Source organism: Photobacterium sp. TLY01, from assembly GCF_021432065.1.
GTDB classification, from domain to species: domain Bacteria; phylum Pseudomonadota; class Gammaproteobacteria; order Enterobacterales; family Vibrionaceae; genus Photobacterium; species Photobacterium halotolerans_A.
In genome coordinates, this window is the sequence record NZ_CP090364.1 from 874,815 (window position 1) to 897,931 (window position 23,117).

Genomic DNA, 23,117 nt, shown 5'->3' on the forward strand with positions numbered 1-23,117 from the left:
CTTTGAATAAAAATATGAAAATCCTCATTGTTGACGACTTTTCAACAATGCGCCGTATCGTCAAGAACTTACTACGTGACCTGGGCTTTAATAACACCCAGGAGGCGGATGATGGATTGACTGCGTTACCCATGTTAAAGAAAGGCGACTTCGATTTCGTCGTCACCGACTGGAATATGCCGGGCATGCAAGGCATTGACTTGCTCAAGCAGATCCGGGCCGATGCCAGCCTGAAACACCTGCCAGTACTGATGATCACTGCTGAAGCTAAGCGCGAGCAGATCATCGAAGCTGCTCAGGCCGGTGTGAATGGCTACATTGTTAAGCCATTTACCGCTGCGACGCTGAAAGAAAAACTGGACAAGATTTTTGAGCGTATGCAGTGATGCCGTCAGTCTGACGCTAACTAGGGTAGGCACATATGATTTCACTTGAACAGGCGAAACAACTCGTCGCGCTGCTGGAAGAAGACCGGCAGGCGGACGCGGATGAGTTGTTCCGAAGCCTGGTGTCGGATTGTCGGGATCCGATGTATCTCGAAGTGGGGAAATTGACGCGTCAATTACATGACTCATTACAGAATTTTCGTCTGGATCCCCGTATTGCTGATTTGGCGACGACTGACATTCCTGACGCGCGCGGACGTCTGAATTATGTGATCGATAAAACCGAGGAAGCCGCCAACAGGACCATGGATGCTGTTGAAGGCACGCTTCCAATCGCAGATTTATTACGTGAACGTCTGATGCAAGTGAAACCCCAGTGGCAAAGTTTAATGCACGGGGCGATCACCCTTGGTGAGTTCAAGCAGCTTTGTCACGATATTGACGCATTATTAGTTCAGCTCGACGGTGACAGTGAGACGCTGCACCGTCATCTGACTGAGATTCTGATGGCACAGGACTTCCAGGATTTGACAGGCCAGGTGATTCGCCGGGTGATTGAACTCGTTCATGAAGTGGAGCATCAGCTGGTTGAGATTCTGAAAGCTGCCGGTATTGAACAGAGTGAAAGCTCAGTGGTCGTGAGCCAGAAAGACAAAACACTCTCCCCGGAAGGGCCAATTATCAACAGTGCTGAACGCACTGACGTTATGTCTACTCAGGATGACGTCGATGATTTGCTATCAAGTCTTGGATTTTAGGGGAAGCTTATGAGCTTTGATTTAGATGAAGATATCCTGCAGGACTTTTTAATCGAAGCCGGGGAAATTCTGGAATTACTTTCCGAGCAGTTAGTGGATCTGGAGCGTCGTCCGGATGATACAGATCTACTGAATGCAATTTTCCGCGGCTTCCATACGGTCAAAGGTGGTGCCGGGTTTTTGTCGTTAACAGCACTGGTTGACGCTTGTCACGGTGCAGAAAATATTTTTGATTTACTCCGCACTGGTAAACGCACGGTGACGTCAGAGTTGATGGATGTCATTCTTCAGGCGTTAGATACCATTAATGTGATGTTTTCACAGGTGCAGGACCGTGAGCTGATTGAACCTGCTGAACAGAGTCTGCTGGATGCGCTGCATTATTACAGCCAGCCACCGGGTGCCGAAGAACTGGCGGCAGCGGTTGCAGCCCCGGCATCGGTTGAAGTTCCCGTAGCGGCACCGGCTTCGCCTGAACAGCCTGCGATTGCTGGCGATTCGGTGGATGAAATCACCCAGGATGAGTTTGAGCGTCTGCTGGATGAGTTGCATGGTGCGGGGGGCAGCCCAAGCGCCAAGCCAGCCAGTGCCGTTCAGAGTGCACCCGTCTCGACCGACATTGATAATGGCGATATCACAGATGATGAGTTTGAACGCCTGCTGGACGAGCTGCACGGTATAGGAAACGCACCTGGCGCCGAAACGCCGGCCGCACCTGTTGCTGCGCACGTGCCTGAGCCACCGGCTGCTGCCAGTTCGACTGGCGACAGCGACTTAATGACAGATGATGAATTTGAACGTCTGCTTGATGAACTGCACGGGAGCGGTAAAGGCCCGTCAGATGAAGAGCTGGCGATTGCAACCAAACCGGCTTCCGCGTTGCAGGCGAAAGCGGAACCTGAACCGATCAGCGTTCAGCCTGTTGCTGAGATGCCACAGCCTGTGGCTGAGCGTAAAGCGACCGGGGTGAAAGAAAAATCCAAGACGCAGACGGAAGCGACCGTCCGTGTTGATACCTCGACCCTGGACACCATCATGAATATGGTTGGCGAGCTGGTATTGGTCCGAAATCGCCTGATCAGCCTGGGTCAGAACAGCAATGACGAAGAAATGTCAAAAGCTGTAGCGAACCTGGATGTGGTGACCGCAGATCTTCAGGGCGCGGTCATGAAGACGCGTATGCAGCCTATCAAGAAAGTTTTTGGCCGTTTCCCCCGCGTTGTACGCGATCTGGCCCGCAGCCTGAAAAAAGAAATTGTGCTGGAAATGCGCGGTGAAGAAACCGATCTCGATAAGAATCTGGTGGAAGCACTGGCCGATCCGCTGGTCCACCTGGTGCGTAACTCGGTTGATCACGGCATCGAAATGCCGGATGTGCGTGAGAAATCCGGCAAGCCACGTATTGGTACTGTACTCTTGTCTGCCGCGCAGGAAGGGGATCATATTTTGCTGACCATCGAAGATGATGGCGGCGGTATGGATCCGGATCGGCTGCGTCAGATTGCCGTTGAGCGCGGTGTGATGGATGCGGATGCCGCTGCGCGTTTGTCAGACAGCGAATGCTATAACCTGATTTTCGCGCCCGGTTTCTCAACCAAGAAAGAAATTTCAGATATTTCCGGCCGTGGTGTCGGTATGGATGTTGTGAAAACCGCGATCAGCCAGCTGAACGGTTCTATCTATATTGATTCCAATCTGGGCAAAGGCACACGCATCGATATTAAAGTGCCGTTGACGCTGGCGATTTTGCCAACGCTGATGGTCGGTGTGGCCGACCAGCCTTTTGCTTTGCCACTGGCCAGTGTGAATGAAATCTTCCATTTGGATCTCAGGAAAACCAATGTGGTTGATGGGCAACTGACCATCATCGTGCGCGATAAAGCGATCCCGCTTTTTTATCTTCAGGATTGGCTGGCAGGCAACAGTGTTGCCAAGCGGGAAAAACAGCTTGGGCATGTGGTGATTGTGCAGATTGGCCACCAGAGAATGGGATTTGTCGTCGATACGCTGATCGGTCAGGAAGAAGTGGTGATTAAGCCGCTCGATGAATTATTGCAGGGCACGCCGGGTATGGCGGGTGCCACCATCACCAGTGATGGCCATATTGCACTGATTCTGGATGTCCCCAACCTTCTGAAACATTACGCAGGCCGCAGATAATAATAACTGACAGGGGCTTAGAAGGCCCCTGTTCATTCAGGCCTGATTGCTTACGGAATGATAAAACATGGCTGTAAAAGTGTTGGTGGTGGACGACTCCAGTTTTTTCCGCCGCCGGGTGAGTGAAATTATTAATGCAGATCCGCGCCTTGAAGTGATTGGCGATGCAGTAAACGGCAAAGAAGCCGTTGAAAAAGCGCGGACACTGAAACCGGATGTCATCACGATGGATATTGAAATGCCTGTGATGGACGGTATCACCGCAGTACGCGAAATCATGAAGTCGAACCCGACGCCGATCCTGATGTTTTCGTCGCTGACCCATGAGGGCGCGCGGGCGACGTTAGATGCGCTGGACGCGGGGGCGTTAGACTTTCTGCCGAAAAAATTTGAAGATATTGCGCGCAATAAAGATGAAGCGATTTCTTTGTTGCAAAAACGTGTTGCCGAGCTGGCCCGTAAACGTGTGTTCATGCGAGCGCCGGTGCGACCCAGTAGTCCGGTCGCGCCATCGCCCGCCGAACGCCCGCTGACGTCAAGCCGCACGGCTGTCAGTTCTGGCTCTGCTGCTACCACGACGCTATCACGGCCGGCTCCGGCGCAGGTTCGGCCTGCAGCGCGATTTAAGGCGACAGGCAAGCAGTATCAGCTGATGGCGATTGGCACATCGACCGGTGGTCCTGTCGCATTACAAAAAATTCTGACTCAGTTGCCTGGCTCATTTCCGTATCCCATTGTCCTGGTGCAGCATATGCCCGCAACATTCACCGCGGCCTTTGCGGCGCGTTTGAATAACCTTTGCAAAATCGGCGTGAAAGAAGCCGAAGATGGCGATATCTTACGTCCCGGTACCGCTTATCTGGCACCCGGTGGTAAACAAATGATGCTGGAAGGCCGCCCGGGTAATGTGCGTTTGCGCATTATTGATGGGGGAGACCGGATGAACTACAAGCCCTGTGTGGATGTTACTTTTGGCTCTGCAGCCAAGGTATATCATGACAAGGTGCTATCCATGATCCTGACCGGCATGGGCGCGGACGGCCGTGACGGTGCACGTATGCTGAAGTCTGCCGGCGCAACCGTCTGGGCACAGGATGAAGAAAGTTGTGTGGTTTATGGTATGCCACAGGCGGTGGCCAAGGCGGGAATCTCAACCGAAGATCTGCCTTTGGACCGCATTGCTGAGCGTATTCTGATTGAGGTTGGCTTAGCTTAAGGAGATGTCGTGGTAGTCTGGAGCATTGCTAACCAGAAAGGCGGCGTGGGGAAAACCACCACAACTGTCAGCCTGGCGGGCCTGTTGAGTGAGCGAAACAAGCGTGTCCTGTTGGTGGATACTGACCCGCATTCATCACTGACAACTTATTTGAATTTTGACTCAGATCGCCTTGAATCCAGCCTGTTTGATTTGTTCCAGCTGTCAACGATTGATCGCGACACTGTCAAACCCCTGGTACTGGAAACGCGGTTTAACAATATCCATCTGATACCCGCGCACATGTCGCTGGCGACCCTGGACAGAGTGATGGGTACCCGCAGCGGCATGGGACTGATTCTGAAAAAGGCACTGAAATGTCTGGAAGAAGAATATGATTATGTGCTGATTGACTGCCCCCCGATCCTGGGTGTCATGATGGTCAACGCACTGGCGGCCAGCGAGCGGATTCTGATCCCGGTACAAACGGAGTTTCTGGCAATGAAAGGCCTGGAGCGCATGATGCGTACGTTGCAAATCATGCAAAAATCCAGACCGGATGAATTTAAAGTCACCATTGTGCCGACTATGTACGACAAACGGACCCGGGCATCGCTGGAAACGCTGCAGGAACTCAAGCTGCGTTACGCCAGTCAGGTCTGGGCTTCTGCTGTGCCGATTGATACCAAATTTCGTGATGCCAGTATCAAGCATATGCCGCCATCTCTGTATGCCCGTGGCTCTCGCGGTGTGTTTGCGTATAAAACTTTACTGAATTATCTGGAGCGGCTTGGTCAAGATGAGCGATAACGCAAAGCTGTCCAGTGAACAGGCATTAGATGATTACTTTTTTGGGCTGCTGGATGATTCGTTGCTGCCCGAAGACGATAGCGCGGGTGTCTTAGACTCGCAGGATGACTTGTCAGTGTTCGCGGAAGAGCACGACGGCCAGGCGTTGTTGTCTGATTCTGCTGTTGAGCAGGCTGAGTTGCAAAGCGGCAGTGAGTCCGATGATGCGGTAAGCCATTCGGAGAAAATCCAGAGTCATCAGCCCTTTGATTTTAATCGTCTGGATGAATCCGGGCGAGATAACGCGTCTGTGAACTCCTTTACTGAAGGTGGCGAACCACCTTCATTGCGGGCAATGGCAACCCAGCTGCCAAGCACTGCTGCCCCGGTTTCGTTTTCCGCAGAGCCGGAGCTGAGCGTGCCTGAAGTCAGGTTTACCCCGCCGCGTAGCAGAACTGATCTGGAGCAGTTGCAGCGTCTTCTGGACCAGATGTCAGAGATGCAGGAGGAAGTCATTATTGAAAGTGAAGCCTGGATTGCCGAGCAGCAGCAACTGGCTGAACTGGAAAAACAGCAAACAGATGATATTCAGCCAGCACTTTTAGATGATCCGGGCTGGTTTGAGGACGACAGTACACAGACACAGACCTCTGCGCCTGAACCGCTGCAAAAATCGCTGACAGAGTCTGCTCAGACGTTCGCTGAGAATTCAGCACCGTATGCAGAACCGGAAAGCAGTGTTCAGCTGATGCAGATGCTGCCGAAGGTCGCCGAAGCACCAGTCGTCTCAGAAACAGCTGAACCTGTGGCTGAATTGGAAACAAGCTCTCAGCCTCAGGATGAAATAGTTGCAACCGAGCCTGCGCAAGACATCCTTGATCAGGAGGCGTCTGCGCAGGACAGAGTGTCTGAAGTCGTTGCTGAGCCGCCACCGCCGCTCTGGACCTTACCTGATGCCAGTGAGCAGACGGAGTTTCAGGCGCTGTTTTTTGTGGTCAACGGTGTGACTTTTGCCGTACCGCTGACAGAGCTGGGGGGGATTCACCAACTGGGTGAGCTGAACCATCTGATCGGCAGACCGGATTGGTATCTTGGCTTGCAGCCGGTCCAGAACCGAAAACTGGATGTGGTAGACACCGCCAGATGGGTGATGCCTGAATCGATTCGCAATGATGACCATCAGGAAAACTACCGTTATGTGGTCATGTTGGGAGAAAGTAAATGGGGACTGGCTTGTGATCAACTTCACGGAACAGAAACCCTGACAAAACAAAGTGTTCGCTGGCGGGAAAAGGCAGGTAAAAGGCCTTGGCTGGCGGGTATGGTGAAAGAGAAAATGTGTGCTTTAATTCATGTCAATGAGCTCATTTCCATGTTGAAAGCGGGTTTGGACGTGAAGAGCGTTTTGTGACGATGGCCGGAGAGGATACAGCATGTCGCAGGTAAGTGTTGCCGAGATTCAAAAAGAAGACAGTAACGATCAGGTATTACAGTGGGTGACTTTCCAGCTGGAAGAGGAAACCTACGGTATCAATGTCATGCAGGTTCGTGAAGTGCTGCGTTACACTGAAATCGCCCCGGTGCCGGGTGCACCTGATTACGTTCTGGGAATTATCAACCTGCGTGGCAATGTGGTCACTGTGATTGATACCCGTGCACGGTTCGGTCTGATGTCGGGTGAGATCTCAGATAATACCCGTATCGTCATCATTGAAGCTGAAAAGCAGGTGATCGGTATTCTGGTCGACAGTGTGGCGGAAGTGGTTTATCTGCGCAGTTCTGAAATCGACAGTACACCAAGTGTGGGTACGGATGAAAGTGCCAAGTTTATTCAAGGTGTCAGCAACCGTGATAATCAACTGCTGATCCTGGTTGATCTGAATAAGCTCCTGTCTGATGAAGAATGGGAAGAGATGGCGTACCTCTGATGCGCGCAATGTTGCTCGAATGGCTGCCATTGGCTGTTGCTTTGCTGGCCATGGTGCTTGCTGTCATACTGGTCCGGCGTGAGCGCAAAGCACGTCAGGATCTGGAAAACAAGTTTGCTGCCGCAGAGCTGTTGTTAAAAACGGCCAGGCAGCAGCAGGAAAGCTTAACCAAGCAGTTTCATGAGTTGCGGGCGGGGACAATGGCGATGAGTAACAAAATGGCCATCCTCACCCGTCAGCAGGAAGAACTGTCTGAGCGTCAGGGCGAAATGGCGATGCAGGATCCCGACGGTCGCCTGTATAGCCGTGCCAGTAAAATGGTTGAATTAGGCGCTGACGTGAATGAGCTGATGGAAGAGTGTGATTTGCCCAAAGCAGAAGCCGAGTTGTTGCTCCGGTTACAGCAGCGCATGAATAAAGGCCGGCGCTAGCCACCTAGGTGCTTTCCGGGCACTTCGATTCATCGCGAAAACGCTCCCTTTCACCCACAGAACAGAGGGAGCGGTGCAACAGCCTCAGACGGTTTCGTTGACAGACACAGGCCCTTCCCATCCGGGAGGGGTTTTTCCGTTTAAGACCCAGGAAAAAGCAATCAGTTCGGCAATGATCACAAACAGCGCCGGCGGGATGTTATCCCCGGCCTCCAGGTTGTTGAGGTAGTCAGCCAGTACCGGATCCTGGTGGATCAATCCTCCCTGGGCTTTGACCTGCTCGATGATCTCTCTTGCCCAGTCGTCATAGCCTTTCGCTGACACATACGGGGTGTGATAGCCATCGTAGCTCAATGCGATAGCCCGGCTTTGTTCTGTTGTCATACGCTGATCCTGATGCCGTGTTGCGGGAGTATTTCTGGTGCTGAATCGTCACTGATCTGCGCCTGATGAAAACTCACGGACTCACAGTGAATCTCCAGCTGTTTCAGGCGACGCATCAGCTGAGGCATTAATTGTTCAGTCAATGTCAGTATGTCTGGCTGCTCGCAACTGAACGTCAGACTAAGCGCGCTGTCCTGCCAGACGGCTGTGGCTTCCAGGGTATTTGATTCACCGACAGGCAGTCCCAGTCTGACTGTCCAGGCCCGGCCGGACGATGGTCGCTTCGAGGCTTGTCGTGCGGGTTTCGCATCCACATGAAGTCGGATTTCACGGCCGTTGCTTTGTGGTAAATGCAGGATAAAACCTGTGTTCTCGTCGCGCCCGGCGGGTGCGCCAGCGATGCGTTGCTCAGCGGCCAGACGGATCAGGGCTTTGAGCTCGGCTTGCGATTCAGCCGGCAGGCTGGCAAGCAACCGGGCCAGCGGACTGTCGGGCTGTGACAACTGAGTCACCAGTGCTTTCAGGCTGTTACTGCCGGCACCTTGTTGCAGCCAGGTGGCGATATCGGCCGGCGTGCGCGGCAGCACCAGCTGTGACAGCCATGGTGCGATCGGTGAACCCTGGCCGCTGACCGCCGGAGGCAAACTGGCAAATAATCGTTGCAACACATGAAGTTGTGTTAGCAAGTGTGAAAGTTGGCTGATTTGCTGACCGGATTGGAATACAGTTGCACTCGCCTGAGGCTGAGCCGGACTGACCGAAGCGGTCTGCTGCGGTGCTGTTGTTTTCGACGCGCTGGCCGCTGCAGGCGGATAAGCAGAAGATTGAGATATAGAGGTCACATTTACTTACCTTGCTGCCGGATTGATAACAGGCTGAAACTAACAAAGATCTCAGTCGCTGTGATATTATCCGAGGATTATTTGTGTCATTCAGGATGTCTCATCCCTATGTTATCAGTCAAAGGATTGAGCTGTACCCGTGATGAGCGCGTATTGTTCGATGACCTCCAATTTCATGTTGCTTCTGGCGAGCTGGTTCAGATTGAAGGCCGCAACGGGGCCGGTAAAACGACCTTATTGCGTATCATCGCAGGGCTCGGCTCTCCTGATACCGGCGATGTCTATTGGCACGATAACAAGATAGGCCATGTGCGTGAAGAGTATCATAGCCAGATGCTGTTTTTGGGACATCAAACTGGGGTCAAGCGCGAATTAACCGCTTCAGAAAACCTGGCGTTTTTCCAGGCCATGCATACGCTGGATAACAGCGAGAGACTCAGTGGTCAGGCGAGAGTATACGGGGATGATGCTATCTGGCAGGCCCTGGCCCATGTGGGCTTGGCCGGACGCGAAGATGTGCCCGCCGGACAATTGTCCGCTGGTCAGCAGCGCCGGGTGGCACTGGCCCGCTTGTGGCTGAGTAACCATCCGTTGTGGATTCTGGACGAGCCGTTGACCGCCATTGATAAACTGGGGGTTAAAGTGCTGGAGCAGCTGTTTGTTTCCCATGCCGAACGCGGCGGGATTGTGCTGCTGACGACTCACCAGGATATGTTTTCTGCGCAGAACCGATTGCGCAAAGTAACACTGGGGCAGGCACTGTGATGTTGCATTCTGTGTATCAGGTCATCCGGCGTGAATTGTTGATCGCGTTTCGTCGTCAGGCCGATGTGTTCAACCCTTTGTGGTTTTTTATTATCGTGATCACCCTGTTTCCGCTGGGGATAGGACCGGAACCGAACCTGCTGGCGCGTATTGCGCCCGGTATTATTTGGGTGGCCGCCCTGCTTGCGGCTTTGCTGTCACTGGAGCGTCTGTTCCGGGACGATTTTGTTGACGGTTCGCTGGAACAAATGATGCTGATGCCAACCCCGTTATCGGTCTTGGCACTGGCAAAAGTGGTGGCTCACTGGTTGCTGACGGGCTTACCTCTGATAATAATCAGTCCGTTATTGGCAATTTTATTGTCACTCGACTGGTCAACTTGGACTGCGGTGGTATTGACCTTGCTGCTGGGCACGCCAACACTGAGCTTTTTAGGTGCGATTGGGGTTGCGCTGACGGTGGGTTTGCGTAAAGGTGGAGTATTATTGAGCTTGCTCATCTTACCGTTGTTTATACCCGTGCTAATCTTTGCAACGTCAGCGATAGAGGCGGCGTCGCTGGGAATGAGTTATCAGGGGCAACTGGCTTTGATGGGAGCAATGTTAGCCGGCTCAGCCACACTGGCTCCTTTTGCCATCTCAGCATCACTGCGTATCAGTGTGAACTGACGCGTGAATATCACGAATATTATTATTAATCATAGAGTAAAAAACTATGTGGAAGTGGTTACATCCCTACGCTAAAGCAGAAAACTGCTACCGCCTGTGCGGAACCCTGCTGCCCTGGTTTGCAGCACTGTCTGTGATCAGCCTGATAACAGGCACTGTCTGGGGGCTGGCTTTTGCGCCAACCGATTACCAACAGGGGGACAGTTTCCGCATTATTTATCTGCATGTCCCGGCCGCGATCTGGTCCATGGGGGTTTATTTCTGGATGGCAGTGGCTGCTTTTATCGGCTTAGTCTGGCAGGTGCGCTTGTCTGACATGGCGGCTGCAGCCATGGCACCGATTGGCGCCGTATTCACCTTTATTGCATTGCTGACCGGCGCTGTCTGGGGCAAACCCATGTGGGGCGCCTGGTGGGTGTGGGATGCACGCCTGACATCTGAACTGATTCTGCTTTTCCTCTATCTGGGTGTGATTGCACTGTATAACGCTTTCGACGATCAGAAAACGGCGGCCAAAGCGGCCGGTATCCTGGCGATCGTGGGTGTGATCAATCTTCCTATCATTCATTACTCCGTCGAGTGGTGGAATACCCTGCATCAGGGGGCCACGATTACCAAATTTGCCAAACCGTCGATCGACAGCCGGATGCTGTGGCCATTACTGCTGAATATTTTGGGTTTTGCCTGCTTTTTTGGTGCGCTGACTCTGATTCGGTTACGCAATGAAATTCTGACCAGGGAAAGCCACCGCCCCTGGGTTCGTCAGTTGATGCAGTGAGGTGAGTATGCATTTCGATTCGTTCAGTGATTTCCTTGCCATGGGCGGTTACGCCAGTTATGTCTGGGCGGCCTATGGGATATCTGCTTTATCTTTGCTGATTCTTTTATGGTCCAGTATCCGTAAGAGTCGCCGTCTGGCAGCTGACATTAAAAATAAAATTGCCCGTGAGCAACGCATCAAAGCGGCCGAGAATTTGGAGAATACCTTATGAACCCAAGACGTAAAAAACGCCTGACCGTGATCATTGCCTTGCTGGCCGGTCTCGGGGTGACGGTTGCCCTGACCTTGTATGCCATGAGCCAGAATATGGACCTCTTCTATACCCCAACGGAGCTGGTAGAGGGCAAACCGGATGGCACCAAACCCGAAGTGGGTCAGCGTTTACGCATTGGCGGCATGGTCGTCAAAGGCTCAGTCAGCCGTGATCCCCACTCGCTGCAGGTCAGCTTTAAAGTGGCTGATGTCGGCCCGGCCGTGACGGTAACTTATGACGGTATTTTGCCTGACCTGTTCCGTGAAGGGCAGGGCATCGTTGCTCAGGGCGTGCTGGTTGATGCTCAAACGGTGGAAGCCCATGAAGTGCTGGCGAAGCACGACGAAGAATATATGCCGCCAGAAGTGGCTGAGGCGATGCAGAAAAATCATAAGCCTCTGAAATATACCGAACAACAAATGCAAGGTAGCGTGCAATGATTGCAGAATTAGGCCAGTTCAGCCTTATCCTGGCACTGGGTTTATCGCTTCTGGTGAGTGTCTATCCGCTCTATGGTGCCCATCAGGGCAACCCGGTGCTGATGCGTTTGGCCAGACCCCTGACCTTTGGTGTCTTTGCAATGCTGCTCGTGTCTTTTGCATTGCTGTCGTGGGCCTTTTACATCAATGATTTTACGGTGACTTATGTCGCCAGTAACTCAAACAGTAATCTGCCCTGGTACTACCGACTGACGGCGGTCTGGGGTGCGCATGAAGGGTCATTACTGCTTTGGGTCTTAATTCAGGCTACCTGGGCTGCAGCCGTGGCCATGTTCAGCCGGGGCATGCCGCAGGAATCTGTGGCACGGGTACTGGCTGTGATGGGAATGATCTCAGTTGGTTTCCTGCTGTTTATCATCATTACCTCCAATCCGTTTGAGCGTACGCTGCCTTATTTCCCCGTTGATGGCCGCGATCTGAACCCCTTGTTGCAGGATCCGGGCTTAATCATTCACCCGCCTATGCTGTATATGGGCTATGTCGGCTTCTCTGTGGCTTTTGCCTTTGCCATTGCTTCTTTAATGACAGGCCGGCTGGATACGGCCTGGGCGCGCTGGTCGCGTCCCTGGACGATTGCCGCCTGGTCGTTTCTGACCGTAGGGATTGCGCTGGGCTCCTGGTGGGCCTATTACGAGCTCGGCTGGGGCGGCTGGTGGTTCTGGGATCCGGTCGAAAATGCGTCTTTCATGCCCTGGTTGGCCGGTACGGCACTCATGCATTCGCTGGCCGTGACGGAAAAGCGCGGCACCTTTAAAGCCTGGACTGTGTTACTGGCCATTTCGGCGTTCTCTCTGAGCTTGCTCGGTACTTTCCTGGTCCGTTCCGGCGTACTGGTTTCCGTGCATGCCTTTGCCTCCGACCCGGCACGGGGCATGTTCATTCTGGGCTTCCTGGTGGTGGTGATCGGTGGCTCGCTCCTGCTGTACGCCCTGCGCGGTGCGCAAATTCGCTCTCATGGTAGTTTCAGCCTGTTTTCCAGAGAGAACTTCCTGCTGGCGAACAACCTGCTGCTGATCACCGGCCTGCTGGTGGTCTTGATCGGTACCTTGTTACCTCTGGTACACAAGCAGCTTGGTCTGGGCTCCGTCTCGATTGGGGTGCCTTTCTTTAATACCCTGTTCACCTGGCTGATGATTCCGTTTGCTTTCTTCCTGGGGATTGGCCCGCTGGTGCGCTGGAAGCGTGAGAATTTCTCGACGATTCGCCGGCCTTTACTGATGACCGCCTTGATTACCCTGCCATTAGCCCTGTTGGTGCTGTGGCTGCGCCCTGATCCCATCCAGCCGCTGGCTGTACTGGGGATGGTGATGGCCTTCTGGATCATTATCCTGCAGGGGTATGAGGTTTATGAGCGCGCTACCCATCGCCATCGCCTGATGGTCGGCCTCGGTAAGCTTGGTCGCAGCCATTGGGCCATGGTACTGGGCCATATTGGTCTGGCCGTGACCTTGATCGGTATTACGCTGGTTTCCAATTACGATCTGGAGCGTGACGTTCGCCTGGCCCCTGGCCAGAGTGTGAATGTTGAAGGATTTGATTTCAGACTGGCCGGCTTGCGCAATGTGGAAGGGCCGAACTATGACGGCTTTATCGGCGACTTTATGGTCTCTCGCAACGGGAAACACATCGCTGAACTGCATGCTGAAAAGCGTTTTTACACCGTATCCGGCTCAATGATGACCGAAGCGGCGATCGACAGCGGTGTCACCCGTGATCTATATGTGGCGCTGGGTGAACAACTCGATGACAACGCCTGGGCGGTCCGGATTTACTATAAGCCGTTTGTGAACTGGTTATGGCTGGGTGCGCTGATGATGGCATTGGGTGGCGCTTTAGCCATCAGCGACAAGCGTTACCGTTTCCGTCGCCGCTTTCACAAAGAGGCGAAAGACGACACGGTTGTCAGTACCCCGCATGCGGAGGTGAATGGATGAACAAGAAGCTGCTTTTTATTCCTTTAGTCCTGTTTCTGGGCCTTGTGGCTGTCTTTCTGGTGCAGCTGACCCGTAATGCTGACGGTGACGATCCGACGAAACTCGAATCTGTGCTGGTCGGTAAGCCTGTGCCAGCGTTTCGTCTTGAAGATTTGGCTGATGCGAACACAGTGTATCAGCAGGATATTTTCCTCGGCGAGCCACTGTTACTGAATGTCTGGGCAACCTGGTGTCCAACCTGTTATGCCGAACACCGCTATCTCAATGAGCTGGCCAGTCAGGGCGTCAAAATTATTGGTCTGAACTATAAAGACGAGCGCGATAAAGCCAATCGCTGGCTGAAAGATCTCGGTAATCCTTATGTGCACAGCCTGTTTGATGGCAGCGGCATGCTGGGGATGGATTTAGGTGTATACGGCGCACCAGAAACCTTTCTGATCGATGCCAGTGGTGTGATCCGTTATCGTCATGTCGGCGATGTGAATCCGCAAAACTGGGAAGAAACCCTCAAGCCGATTTATGAACGTCTGCAAGAGGAAGCGAAAGGATGAAACACGCGATAGCGGTATTGACGCTGATGTTCGGGAGTTGGTTTGCCGCCACTGTGCCCGTTCAGGCGGCGATTGATGTCTATGAATTTGCGACGCCGGAGCAGGAAGCTGCGTTCCAGGATTTGACGGCCACATTGCGCTGCCCGAAATGTCAGAATAACAATATTGCTGACTCCAATGCAGAACTGGCCAAAGACATGCGTCAGAAAGCATACGAGATGCTGAGTGAAGGGAAATCCCAGCAGGAAGTGATTGATTATATGATTGCCCGCTACGGCAATTTTGTGACTTATGATCCGCCTCTGATGCCATCGACCCTGATTCTGTGGCTTGGCCCTTTGTGTTTCCTGCTGATTGGCGCCAGTGTGCTGGTGTATCGTTCCCGCAAGGGAGTGATGTCTTCATCTCAGCGCATGGATCAAAAAGAATCCGCCCGTCTTCATGCATTGCTCAATGAGATTGAAAAAGAGGCAGACAACCCGCACGCCGCCAGTGGTTCGGCAGGTGAAAGCAAGGTGAAAAAATGACGTTATTTTGGATCTCCACCCTGATACTGGTGCTGATTGCGCTGGCTTTTTTCATTGTCCCGGCTTTTGTCGGAAGTAATCAGGATCAGGTTGCCAGCCGGGATGAGCTGAACAAAGCTTTCTTTCGTGACCGGTTGGGTGAGCTGAAAGAAGAAAGCAATGAAGGGCTGGTGTCGAATCCGGATGAACTGGAAGTGGAACTGCAGCAGTCTTTACTTGATGACGTGCCGGAAACACAGACACAGCAGAGCAGCCAGTTTAAACCCTGGTTATTGCTCCCGGGTATTCTGGTCGTGGTGGGTGTAGCTTATGGCCTTTATGGGGCTGTTGGCCATCAGCAAGAAGTGACGGACTGGCAGCAGACGGTCTCTAAATTGCCTCAGCTGACTCAGCGTCTGATGGGCGATAATGCTTCCCCGCTCACAGATCAGGAGATGGAAGAGCTGACTTTAGGCCTTCGGACCCGGCTTCATGAGCGTCCGAATGATGCTACCGGCTGGCTGTTGCTGGGCCGTATCGGGATGGCAAACCGAGATGTTGAAACGGCCCAGGGGGCGATGAAGCGCGCCCTGGATCTGGAACCGAATGATCCGAGCTTGCAACTCAGCTATGCTCAGACCCTGATGATGGGCGGACAGCCAGGTCAGGTGCAGTTGGCCCGTAATATGCTGACGCATTTGCTGGAGCGTGATCCTGAGAATCTGCAGGCTTTATCCCTGATGGCATTTGATGCCTTTGAGCAGGCAGATTACCAGGCTGCTGTGACCTACTGGGAGCAGATGAAATCGCAGCTCAACCCGGGAGATAACCGCATTGCTATGCTTGAACGCAGTATTGCTCAGGCCAAGGCAGAACTGTCGCAGGCTGCTAATCCCAGCCCGGGTGTCAGTGTGACTGTTGCGCTTGGCGACTCGGTGATCTTGCCGGCGCAAGGCATGCTTGTTGTGTCTGTGCATACCGCAGATGGTGCGCCCATGCCGTTGGCCGCCAGACGTTTGCCCTTGTCCCGTTTTCCGTTGACGCTCACCTTAACTGATAAAGACAGCATGATCCCGGATCGGCTGATGTCGAAACAATCCGAGCTGATCATCAGGGCCAGAGTAGACAGTGACGGTAACGTTGCAACCAAAGAGGGTGACTGGTTTGGTGAAAGCGGCATTGTGCCACTGGGCGGGGAAACAACAATCACAATTAACACTCAGTATTAAAACATACTGGCAGTTAAGAAACAGACTGGATATTATTATCCAGTCTGTTTTGCATTGAATAAGTGGCTAACACATTGAAATCAAATCTGTTCGTATCCCTGTTTTTTACATTCATCCTGATGGGATGTGCCAGCTCGCCGCCAGAACCGTCGCCGGAAAAACTGGCAGGGAACGAATACGGTCTGGATGATGAGGAGCTGGAAGCAGCGGGTCTGGATGTCGAAGAACTGGAAGCTCTGGGTGAACCGGAAAATGCGGTTTATGATCCTTTTGAAGGCTTTAACCGTGCGATGTGGACAGTCAACTACGATTATCTTGACCCTTATTTTGTCCGTCCTGTCTCACTGGCTTATGTCGATTATGTGCCGTCGCCGGTGCGTACCGGGTTAAGAAACTTTCTGTCTAACCTTGAAGAACCGGCAAATATGCTGAACAGCTTCCTGATGCAGAACCCGGAAAAGGCGGTGGATCATTTTACCCGTTTCTGGATTAACAGTATTTTTGGTCTGGGCGGATTGATTGATATTGCCGCCGCGGCAGATATTCCCCCACCGGGAGAGCAGGCATTTCCTGACACTTTGGGTTATTACGGTGTCGGCAACGGTCCTTATTTCATGATACCGGCTTATGGTCCTCTGACTTTACGAGAAGGGATCGGGGACCGCGTCGATGCGCTGTATTTCCCGCTCAACCTGCTGACATTCTGGCAAAGCGTCGGCAAGTGGGCGCTAGAAGGCATGGAAGACAGGGCTAAACTGGTGGCACAGGAACCTATGCTGAACAACTCACCGGATCCGTACGCCTTCACGCGCGATGCCTATATTCAGTATAAAAACTTCCGGGCCGGCGGTAGCGAATCTGAACCGGCACAGCCACAAAACGAAGAATATCTTGATGATTTTCTTGATGAAATAGACAGCGAGTAGCTGTTGTTGTTTGAGTGTCAGAAAAACCAGAGCCTGAGTGCTCTGGTTTTTATCCACCCGAATGAGTCTGTTGTTAATTTTTTGTAAATATAAACATTTCTGACAAAGTTAACACTTTGTGTGATTTGTTGTTCAGTCACTCTCAGTCATCACGCGAAAAAGTGCTTCTTATTTGCTTTGCTGAATGAAGGGGTTTCAAACGAACCCAATATCTGCATCAATTATCATTTCACTACATTTCATTGCCATGAATTTCATTTCGGTTGGCATAAGATCACAAAGCGTAATACCCAAAATAAAAATCCCACTTTCTTTCTTTGCGACAAAAAGAAACTGAACTATTGATTATCAGGCATGGTTTCATATCCATGCTTTATTACTTACTTTTTAACTCAAGGAACGAAGTAATGTTTTTCAATAAGTTGAATCCTATCGCAGCAGGTATTGCTGTGATGACTATGTCGTGGGGAGCGATGGCTGCACCAGGTACACCGCAAATTGCCTGGATGGAAACAGATTATGCTATCGTCGAGGTTGATCAGGCGGCCTCAGCCTATAAAAGCTTAATTACAGTGAAACCGGCGGCAGAAGTGCCGGTTGCCTGGCAGCGTTATTCCGGTGAAACCGCGGATCTGTGGCGAGTGAAGCTGAATGGGGAGGTGGTGTTTGAGCAGAGCATTGCACCGGCTGCCAGCGGAGCCGGTTCAACCACCTTGTCTGTGGCACAGGGCGGGCAGTATGCCATGACAGTCGAGCTGTGTAGCGGTACAGGAGCGGCACAAGCCTGTACCAGCAGTGCGGCAACCAATATTGTTGTTGCCGATACCGATGGCAGCCACTTAGACCCATTACCGATGAACGTGGATGGCAATAATGGCAATTACACCACGCCAGCGAACACTGTGGTCGGTGCTTACTTTGTTGAGTGGGGCGTGTATGGCCGTAAATTCTCGGTGGATAATATTCCGGCGCAGAACCTGACCCACATTTTGTACGGCTTCATTCCTATTTGCGGACCGAATGAATCTCTGGGTGAGATTGAAAATGGTAACAGCCTGGCCGCACTGAATCGTGCCTGTCAGGGAACACCTGATTATGAAGTGGTAATCCATGACCCTTGGGCGGCAGTTCAGATGCCTCAGCCCCAGTCAGGCCATACTCACAGCACACCGTATAAAGGGACTTATGGTCAGATGATGGCGCTGAAGCAGCGTTATCCGGATCTGAAAATTGTGCCTTCTATCGGCGGCTGGACTCTGTCCGATCCTTTCTACTCCTTCACCGACAAAGCCAAGCGTGACATTTTCGTCGCCAGTGTGAAGAAATTCCTCAAAACATGGAAATTTTTCGACGGTGTTGATATCGACTGGGAATTCCCGGGCGGTAAAGGTGCAAATGCGAACCTGGGTGACCCGGTCAATGATGGTCCGGCGTATGTGGCGCTGATGCGTGAACTGCGTGCCATGCTGGATGAACTGGAAGCCGAAACCGGCCGCCAGTATGAGCTGACATCTGCAATTGGTGTGGGCTATGACAAGATTGACGTCGTGAACTATGCCGATGCGGTTCAGTATATGGACTACATTTTCGCCATGACCTATGACTTCTTCGGCGGCTGGAATAACGAGCCTGGCCACCAGACAGCATTGTTCTGTGGCAGCCACATGTCTGCTGATGTCTGTAACGGCACGGGCGTGGATGAAAACGGCGAACCGCGTCAGGGTCCGGCTTATACCGCCGCAAACGGTATTGACCGCCTGTTGGCGCAGGGTGTTCCTGCCAACAAACTGGTTCTGGGAACAGCGATGTACGCAAGGGGCTGGACGGGCGTCACCGAAGCCAGCATGACCGATCCGACAAATCCAATGACGGGTAAAGGTACAGGTCCGGTCCCTGGTTCGTGGGAAGCCGGGGTCATTGACTACAAAGACGTGGTGACGGATTACATCAATAACGCTGCGGTGACTAAGGGTTATGACGCACAGGCTGAAGCGCCGTGGGCGTACAATCCAAGCAGCGGTAACCTGATCACCTATGACGACCGTCGTTCCGTGCTGGCCAAAGGTCAGTATGTCCGCAATCTGGGTCTGGCTGGTTTGTTTGCATGGGAAATTGATGCCGATAACGGCGACATCCTGAATGCAATGCAGGATTCACTGGCGGGTGGCGGTGGCAACTATGCCCCGGTTGCGAAAGCCGGTGCCGATCAAGTGGTCAGTGGCGCGGTGTCAGTGACGCTGGACGGCTCTGCATCCAGTGATCGTGATGGTCAGATCGTGAGCTACCAGTGGACACAGACCAGTGGTCCGGCACTGACGCTGACCGGAGCAGATACTGCAACAGCGACTGTTGCGGTTCCTGAAGTGACGGCTGATACTCAGTATGTGTTTACACTGACAGTGACCGATAATGCCGGCGATACTGCCACTGACAGCGTCACCGTCTCGGCGAAAGCTCCGGGTTCAAATAACGCGCCTGTGGTCGTTGTGTCTGGTCCGGCGACGGCCAGTGCCGGTGATACCGTGGTACTGGATGCCTCGCAATCCACAGATGCCGATGGTGATACCCTGACCTTTACCTGGACAGTGCCTGCTGGTGTGAACGCGACTGTGAATGGCGCAACGGTGAGCTTTGTTGCTGACAGCTACACAGTCGATACACCACTGAACTTTACGGTTGCAGTCTCAGATGGGACGGATTCAGCGACCGACTCAGTCTCAGTGACAGTACTGAAAGATGGCGGCAGCACTGGCTGTACCAATGCCTGGGCAAGCGGTAGTGTGTATAACGCCGGTGATATCGTGACGCATTCAGGCAAATCCTGGAAAGCGAAATGGTGGACAACCGGTGAAGAGCCTGGAACAACGGGCGAGTGGGGCGTCTGGGAAGATTTAGGCGCGGCTAACTGCCAGTAAATTCTGATATCCGCCTGATGGCTGAGAATTTAGAACAGGCGTAAAGAAAAGCCGCTCTAACGAGCGGCTTGTTTTTTCTGGCAATATTTCGTTCTTCGTTAGAAAGAGCGGCTGTACTGTACACCGTACAGCAGTGCATCTGCACGGGTTGTCGCACTGATAGCGGTTGCTGTCGTTTGTTCCGTGGCTTTGATGTCTTCACCCATAAGATAGGTCAGGCCAAAGTCCAGTGTCGACTTGCTGTCCAGGTTATAGCTGAAGCCGCCGGAGAACCACTGGCGATCTGAATCCGGCACAGAAATCGAGGTTTTTTTGTCTTGAGCACTGGTGTCGTACATATAACCGGCACGCAGGGTCCAGTCAGCATTCACAGTGTAAGTACCACCAATCGCATAGTGCCAGCCATCCTGCCACTGGTAATCATTCAGTGTCACGTCTTGGTTGGTCTTCAGCGCATCAAAGCTGCTCCACTCAATCCACTGAACGCTATAGTGAACGGCGAACTGGCTGTTCAGTTGGTGGAAGCCGGAAAACTCAACCATGTCCGGCAAAGGCATCAGCAGCTTCTGACCCTGGAGGTTACCGCCGGCTGGCTGGGCATACATATCCCCTTCGGCTTTCAGCTCAGGGCTGTAATGATAGGACAAGCCGAAACGGTTGGCATCATTGAGTTCGTAAACTGTACCCAGATTAAAACCCAGTGCAGTACCGTCAACATCCACATCCAGCAGTGGGCCGGCGACACCGGTTTGCTGCTGAACCAGTCCTTCTAAGGTCTGATTGGAACGCTGCAGTTTACCCTGACCGTAAATGATGTCTAAACCGCCACCGACGCTCCACTGATTATTCAGTCGATAAGCTGCATTCAGCGTCAGGTTCAGACTTTTCACATCTGTCAGACCACCAAACTCGTTGGCAGCGAAGCTGTCGCTGAATTCGGTTTTGGTGCCGAAGTTTGAATAAATCCCTGCACCCAGTGCCAGTTTGTCATTCACCGGATGTACATAGTACAGGTTCGGCACATAAGAGCTGCCGCCAATCTGGTCATCGTCCAGCGATGAAGTTCCAAATGGCGTAGTATATTGGCTGTTTTTCACGGTAATGTCAGTGTCAATGACATTCAGGCCCAGTGACATTGCAGGTGCATTAAACAGGGTCATCGCCGCGGCGTTACGCGCCATCACGGAAGCATTGTCAGCAATGACGGCATCACCGGCAAACGCACGGCCCAGGCCGGTGGCAGATTGTGAGTTAAGCTGGAACCCGGCAGCCAGTGACTGCTGAGAGGCCAGCATGACGGCGGTTGCCATCAGAGTTTTTGTAAACAGACGCTTCTTGTACATAGTTATTTTTATCCTGATCGTTTTTTGCTGGCACTTTCACTGGGCCAGTCGCGGGGGGATTGTAGGAGCAGGCAAAAAAACAACAAATCAGACCAGTAGGTAATTTGTTGTTTTTTATAGAGTGGCTAGTGTCTGTTTGACGAAAAGATCGGCATTTTTTGCGGTGGTCACTCTGGAGGAGACCACCGCAAGGTTAAATACGGGTCCAGCGCATAGCGTCTTTCAACTGTTCGGCAACAGGCATGACATCTTCACCTTTGTTGCCCACCACGATCAGACTGGCGTTCTGAGAAGGCATGACAACGCCGCGCATTTTGCCGTCTTCGAAGCTTCTCATGGCGTTGGAGGATTGAGGCACGACAAAGACAGTGATCTTACCGTGCTTGCCGCCGATCACCATATGTAAGGCTTCGCCACCATCAAAACCGCAATGGTTGAGATAGTAAACATGCGCCGGCAAGCCACTGAGTTCCGGCCCGAAAGGCTTGAGTTTGGCGTTTACCTGAGTCAGTGAGACACCTTCATCGACCTGATCGACAAACGGGGCTTCATTATAAATATGCGCCAGTGCTATCTGACCCATGTCTTTGTCAGGGCTCAGCGTAAACCCTGGCTGAAACAGACCGATCAACAAGCCGCACAGGAAAGCGACGGACGCCGCAATGGCTAAATGGCGACGCACTTTTTTCTCGGCCTGATAACCTTGTCCGGATTGGCGGAACAGGATTTTGTCAGCCAGATCATCCGGGACATCGACTTTCATCGCTGCAGACAGTTTACTGTCTAATTGTTGTAACTCATCATGGAGTTTACGGTTCGCGACTGACGCATTTTTTGTAGCGACCATTTCTGGACTCTGATCATTAGGATCTGCCAAAATTCGGCGACGAAATTCAAGATCGTCCATTCTGCTGGCCCCTCCGTTCGGTTTGCTTCTCTAAAGCATCTTTTAACTGATTACGCGCCCTGAACAGTCGGGTCATGACTGTATTTCTGTTCAGCCCAAGGATAGTCGCAATTTCATCGCCGTTGAATCCAGCCATGACCTGTAAAACCAAGGGCTCACGGTATTCGGATGGTAGTTGTTTGATCATGTATTGTAACTGGCTCAGCTCAGATTCCTTTAAACCGCCTGCGTCTGAGTCCTGATCATCCGCAATCGGGTGTTCTTCTATATCAACCAGATCGAGTTGCTTACGCTCAAAGCGGCGGGCATTTTCACGACGCAGAATGGTGATCAGCCAGGCTTTGGCCGCGCTGTCATCCTTCAGACTGTCTAAAGAGCGCCACGCGCGCAGGCAGGTTTCCTGCACTAAATCTTCGGCAATATGTTGATCATGGCACAGCCAGTAGGCGTACCTGTAGAGGTCTTTGTGCCAGGCCCTGACCAGGGCTTCATAACGTGTCTGCTTATTCATATCCACAGAGACCGAGGTATCTGTGTTTTTCTTGCGAAAAAATTGCTTCATCATGATGTAGCCCGTCCGTATCCATTGAGCCGTTGTCAGTAATACGGGAGATAACAGGAATTGGATTCATAAAATAGACTGTTGTGTTCTTGATTTCCCTCAATATCTGTCAGCCTGCTTTCGTTATAGTCACTGTGTTATCTGGGTTGACCCCTGATAATGTCCTTTACGGACTGAGTATACCCTTCAACGACTTGCGTGCAGGACGTATCAGTGCTTCGATTGATAACTCAATAAGGAATACTGATCGTTATTGTCCGCTATTTTATCAAATCTTGCACAATTGACTGACATCTTGAGTGTGTCAACCATACCACAGCGGTGTGGTTTTTTTTTGCGTCATATTTCATTCCTTACATTTTTCATTGTTTTGGGCTGCTCCAACTTCTTAAACATTAATTTGA

General features: G+C 52.2%; 24 protein-coding genes. 19 read left to right on the forward strand and 5 right to left on the reverse strand.

What is annotated here, in order from left to right; all coding sequences use genetic code 11:
- The first annotated feature begins 14 nt into the window (after window positions 1-14).
- The 8 genes from cheY to LN341_RS04430 all read left to right on the forward strand — a co-directional run bounded on the left by cheY (window position 15) and on the right by LN341_RS04430 (window position 7,647).
- Complete coding sequence (gene cheY, locus LN341_RS04395) at window positions 15-386, forward strand: chemotaxis response regulator CheY (RefSeq protein ID WP_036748874.1); 372 nt, start codon at window positions 15-17, stop codon at window positions 384-386.
- A 35-nt stretch (window positions 387-421) separates the two neighbouring features.
- Window positions 422-1,144, forward strand: a complete 723-nt coding sequence (locus tag LN341_RS04400) for a protein phosphatase CheZ (RefSeq protein ID WP_046219513.1) — start codon at window positions 422-424, stop codon at window positions 1,142-1,144.
- Between the two features lie 9 nt (window positions 1,145-1,153).
- The gene (locus tag LN341_RS04405) at window positions 1,154-3,304 is read left to right on the forward strand and encodes a chemotaxis protein CheA (RefSeq protein ID WP_234204117.1); all 2,151 of its coding nucleotides are present in this window, start codon (window positions 1,154-1,156) and stop codon (window positions 3,302-3,304) included.
- A 67-nt stretch (window positions 3,305-3,371) separates the two neighbouring features.
- Window positions 3,372-4,520, forward strand: a complete 1,149-nt coding sequence (locus tag LN341_RS04410; RefSeq protein ID WP_234204118.1) for a chemotaxis response regulator protein-glutamate methylesterase — start codon at window positions 3,372-3,374, stop codon at window positions 4,518-4,520.
- A gap of 9 nt (window positions 4,521-4,529) precedes the next feature.
- Window positions 4,530-5,309 carry a ParA family protein gene (locus LN341_RS04415; RefSeq protein ID WP_046219510.1) on the forward strand — a complete coding sequence of 260 codons (780 nt, stop codon included), beginning with the start codon at window positions 4,530-4,532 and terminating at the stop codon, window positions 5,307-5,309.
- Complete coding sequence (locus LN341_RS04420) at window positions 5,299-6,699, forward strand: chemotaxis protein CheW (protein ID WP_234204119.1); 1,401 nt, start codon at window positions 5,299-5,301, stop codon at window positions 6,697-6,699. The genes LN341_RS04415 and LN341_RS04420 overlap by 11 nt, the downstream gene beginning before the upstream one ends.
- Window positions 6,700-6,721: 22 nt before the next feature.
- On the forward strand, window positions 6,722-7,216 hold the full coding sequence (locus LN341_RS04425; protein WP_046219509.1) for a chemotaxis protein CheW: 495 nt from the start codon (window positions 6,722-6,724) through the stop codon (window positions 7,214-7,216).
- A complete protein-coding gene (locus LN341_RS04430; protein ID WP_234204120.1) occupies window positions 7,216-7,647 on the forward strand; it encodes a DUF2802 domain-containing protein in 432 nt (143 codons plus the stop codon). Before LN341_RS04425 ends, LN341_RS04430 begins: the two co-directional genes overlap by 1 nt.
- A gap of 84 nt (window positions 7,648-7,731) precedes the next feature.
- On the opposite strand, the gene LN341_RS04435 is transcribed toward LN341_RS04430, so the two are convergent.
- Window positions 7,732-8,031, reverse strand: coding sequence for an EscU/YscU/HrcU family type III secretion system export apparatus switch protein (locus LN341_RS04435; RefSeq protein WP_234204121.1), 300 nt, complete (start codon window positions 8,029-8,031; stop codon window positions 7,732-7,734).
- Window positions 8,028-8,873, reverse strand: coding sequence for a hypothetical protein (locus LN341_RS04440; RefSeq protein WP_234204122.1), 846 nt, complete (start codon window positions 8,871-8,873; stop codon window positions 8,028-8,030). Before LN341_RS04440 ends, LN341_RS04435 begins: the two co-directional genes overlap by 4 nt.
- Window positions 8,874-8,981: 108 nt before the next feature.
- Between LN341_RS04440 and ccmA the strand changes: the two genes are divergently transcribed.
- The 11 genes from ccmA (at window position 8,982) to LN341_RS04495 (ending at window position 19,901) form a co-directional block, all read left to right on the forward strand.
- Window positions 8,982-9,638: a cytochrome c biogenesis heme-transporting ATPase CcmA gene (gene ccmA, locus LN341_RS04445; protein ID WP_234204123.1), complete on the forward strand. Its 657-nt coding sequence runs from the start codon at window positions 8,982-8,984 to the stop codon at window positions 9,636-9,638.
- Complete coding sequence (gene ccmB, locus LN341_RS04450) at window positions 9,638-10,306, forward strand: heme exporter protein CcmB (protein ID WP_234204124.1); 669 nt, start codon at window positions 9,638-9,640, stop codon at window positions 10,304-10,306. Before ccmA ends, ccmB begins: the two co-directional genes overlap by 1 nt.
- A gap of 46 nt (window positions 10,307-10,352) precedes the next feature.
- The gene (locus LN341_RS04455; protein ID WP_234204125.1) at window positions 10,353-11,084 is read left to right on the forward strand and encodes a heme ABC transporter permease; all 732 of its coding nucleotides are present in this window, start codon (window positions 10,353-10,355) and stop codon (window positions 11,082-11,084) included.
- 7 nt (window positions 11,085-11,091) lie between these two features.
- Window positions 11,092-11,298, forward strand: a complete 207-nt coding sequence (gene ccmD, locus LN341_RS04460; RefSeq protein WP_027253965.1) for a heme exporter protein CcmD — start codon at window positions 11,092-11,094, stop codon at window positions 11,296-11,298.
- Entirely contained in the window at window positions 11,295-11,780 is a 486-nt protein-coding gene (gene ccmE, locus LN341_RS04465) for a cytochrome c maturation protein CcmE (RefSeq protein ID WP_120510294.1), read from the forward strand. Before ccmD ends, ccmE begins: the two co-directional genes overlap by 4 nt.
- Complete coding sequence (locus tag LN341_RS04470) at window positions 11,777-13,774, forward strand: heme lyase CcmF/NrfE family subunit (RefSeq protein ID WP_046219502.1); 1,998 nt, start codon at window positions 11,777-11,779, stop codon at window positions 13,772-13,774. Before ccmE ends, LN341_RS04470 begins: the two co-directional genes overlap by 4 nt.
- Window positions 13,771-14,325 (forward strand): DsbE family thiol:disulfide interchange protein, encoded by a 555-nt coding sequence (locus LN341_RS04475; RefSeq protein ID WP_046219501.1) that lies wholly within the window; start codon window positions 13,771-13,773, stop codon window positions 14,323-14,325. The genes LN341_RS04470 and LN341_RS04475 overlap by 4 nt, the downstream gene beginning before the upstream one ends.
- Before the next feature lie 26 nt (window positions 14,326-14,351).
- Complete coding sequence (locus tag LN341_RS04480; protein WP_234204907.1) at window positions 14,352-14,852, forward strand: cytochrome c-type biogenesis protein; 501 nt, start codon at window positions 14,352-14,354, stop codon at window positions 14,850-14,852.
- On the forward strand, window positions 14,849-16,060 hold the full coding sequence (ccmI, locus tag LN341_RS04485; RefSeq protein ID WP_046219499.1) for a c-type cytochrome biogenesis protein CcmI: 1,212 nt from the start codon (window positions 14,849-14,851) through the stop codon (window positions 16,058-16,060). Before LN341_RS04480 ends, ccmI begins: the two co-directional genes overlap by 4 nt.
- Window positions 16,061-16,134: 74 nt before the next feature.
- Window positions 16,135-16,986 (forward strand): MlaA family lipoprotein, encoded by an 852-nt coding sequence (locus tag LN341_RS04490; RefSeq protein WP_234204126.1) that lies wholly within the window; start codon window positions 16,135-16,137, stop codon window positions 16,984-16,986.
- A gap of 407 nt (window positions 16,987-17,393) precedes the next feature.
- Window positions 17,394-19,901 carry a glycosyl hydrolase family 18 protein gene (locus tag LN341_RS04495; protein ID WP_370643698.1) on the forward strand — a complete coding sequence of 836 codons (2,508 nt, stop codon included), beginning with the start codon at window positions 17,394-17,396 and terminating at the stop codon, window positions 19,899-19,901.
- A 98-nt stretch (window positions 19,902-19,999) separates the two neighbouring features.
- Here the strand turns inward: LN341_RS04495 and LN341_RS04500 are convergent, their stop codons facing one another.
- From LN341_RS04500 to LN341_RS04510, 3 genes are all read right to left on the reverse strand, one after another.
- Window positions 20,000-21,244, reverse strand: a complete 1,245-nt coding sequence (locus LN341_RS04500; protein ID WP_046219497.1) for an outer membrane protein transport protein — start codon at window positions 21,242-21,244, stop codon at window positions 20,000-20,002.
- A 193-nt stretch (window positions 21,245-21,437) separates the two neighbouring features.
- On the reverse strand, window positions 21,438-22,151 hold the full coding sequence (locus LN341_RS04505) for a DUF3379 domain-containing protein (RefSeq protein ID WP_234204127.1): 714 nt from the start codon (window positions 22,149-22,151) through the stop codon (window positions 21,438-21,440).
- Window positions 22,138-22,716 carry a sigma-70 family RNA polymerase sigma factor gene (locus tag LN341_RS04510; RefSeq protein WP_046219495.1) on the reverse strand — a complete coding sequence of 193 codons (579 nt, stop codon included), beginning with the start codon at window positions 22,714-22,716 and terminating at the stop codon, window positions 22,138-22,140. The genes LN341_RS04505 and LN341_RS04510 overlap by 14 nt, the downstream gene beginning before the upstream one ends.
- Window positions 22,717-23,117 lie beyond the last annotated feature (401 nt).

Bases quoted from the DNA above. Each gene is read 5' to 3' on its own strand.
- cheY (WP_036748874.1), top strand. From the start codon at position 15: ATGAAAATCCTCATTGTTGACGACTTTTCAACAATGCGCCGTATCGTC.
- LN341_RS04400 (WP_046219513.1), top strand. From the start codon at position 422: ATGATTTCACTTGAACAGGCGAAACAACTCGTCGCGCTGCTGGAAGAA.
- LN341_RS04405 (WP_234204117.1), top strand. From the start codon at position 1,154: ATGAGCTTTGATTTAGATGAAGATATCCTGCAGGACTTTTTAATCGAA.
- LN341_RS04410 (WP_234204118.1), top strand. From the start codon at position 3,372: ATGGCTGTAAAAGTGTTGGTGGTGGACGACTCCAGTTTTTTCCGCCGC.
- LN341_RS04420 (WP_234204119.1), top strand. From the start codon at position 5,299: ATGAGCGATAACGCAAAGCTGTCCAGTGAACAGGCATTAGATGATTAC.
- LN341_RS04425 (WP_046219509.1), top strand. From the start codon at position 6,722: ATGTCGCAGGTAAGTGTTGCCGAGATTCAAAAAGAAGACAGTAACGAT.
- LN341_RS04430 (WP_234204120.1), top strand. From the start codon at position 7,216: ATGCGCGCAATGTTGCTCGAATGGCTGCCATTGGCTGTTGCTTTGCTG.
- LN341_RS04435 (WP_234204121.1), bottom strand. From the start codon at position 8,031: ATGACAACAGAACAAAGCCGGGCTATCGCATTGAGCTACGATGGCTAT.
- ccmA (WP_234204123.1), top strand. From the start codon at position 8,982: ATGTTATCAGTCAAAGGATTGAGCTGTACCCGTGATGAGCGCGTATTG.
- ccmB (WP_234204124.1), top strand. From the start codon at position 9,638: ATGTTGCATTCTGTGTATCAGGTCATCCGGCGTGAATTGTTGATCGCG.
- LN341_RS04455 (WP_234204125.1), top strand. From the start codon at position 10,353: ATGTGGAAGTGGTTACATCCCTACGCTAAAGCAGAAAACTGCTACCGC.
- ccmD (WP_027253965.1), top strand. From the start codon at position 11,092: ATGCATTTCGATTCGTTCAGTGATTTCCTTGCCATGGGCGGTTACGCC.
- ccmE (WP_120510294.1), top strand. From the start codon at position 11,295: ATGAACCCAAGACGTAAAAAACGCCTGACCGTGATCATTGCCTTGCTG.
- LN341_RS04470 (WP_046219502.1), top strand. From the start codon at position 11,777: ATGATTGCAGAATTAGGCCAGTTCAGCCTTATCCTGGCACTGGGTTTA.
- LN341_RS04475 (WP_046219501.1), top strand. From the start codon at position 13,771: ATGAACAAGAAGCTGCTTTTTATTCCTTTAGTCCTGTTTCTGGGCCTT.
- LN341_RS04480 (WP_234204907.1), top strand. From the start codon at position 14,352: ATGTTCGGGAGTTGGTTTGCCGCCACTGTGCCCGTTCAGGCGGCGATT.
- ccmI (WP_046219499.1), top strand. From the start codon at position 14,849: ATGACGTTATTTTGGATCTCCACCCTGATACTGGTGCTGATTGCGCTG.
- LN341_RS04495 (WP_370643698.1), top strand. From the start codon at position 17,394: ATGTTTTTCAATAAGTTGAATCCTATCGCAGCAGGTATTGCTGTGATG.
- LN341_RS04500 (WP_046219497.1), bottom strand. From the start codon at position 21,244: ATGTACAAGAAGCGTCTGTTTACAAAAACTCTGATGGCAACCGCCGTC.
- LN341_RS04505 (WP_234204127.1), bottom strand. From the start codon at position 22,151: ATGGACGATCTTGAATTTCGTCGCCGAATTTTGGCAGATCCTAATGAT.
- LN341_RS04510 (WP_046219495.1), bottom strand. From the start codon at position 22,716: ATGATGAAGCAATTTTTTCGCAAGAAAAACACAGATACCTCGGTCTCT.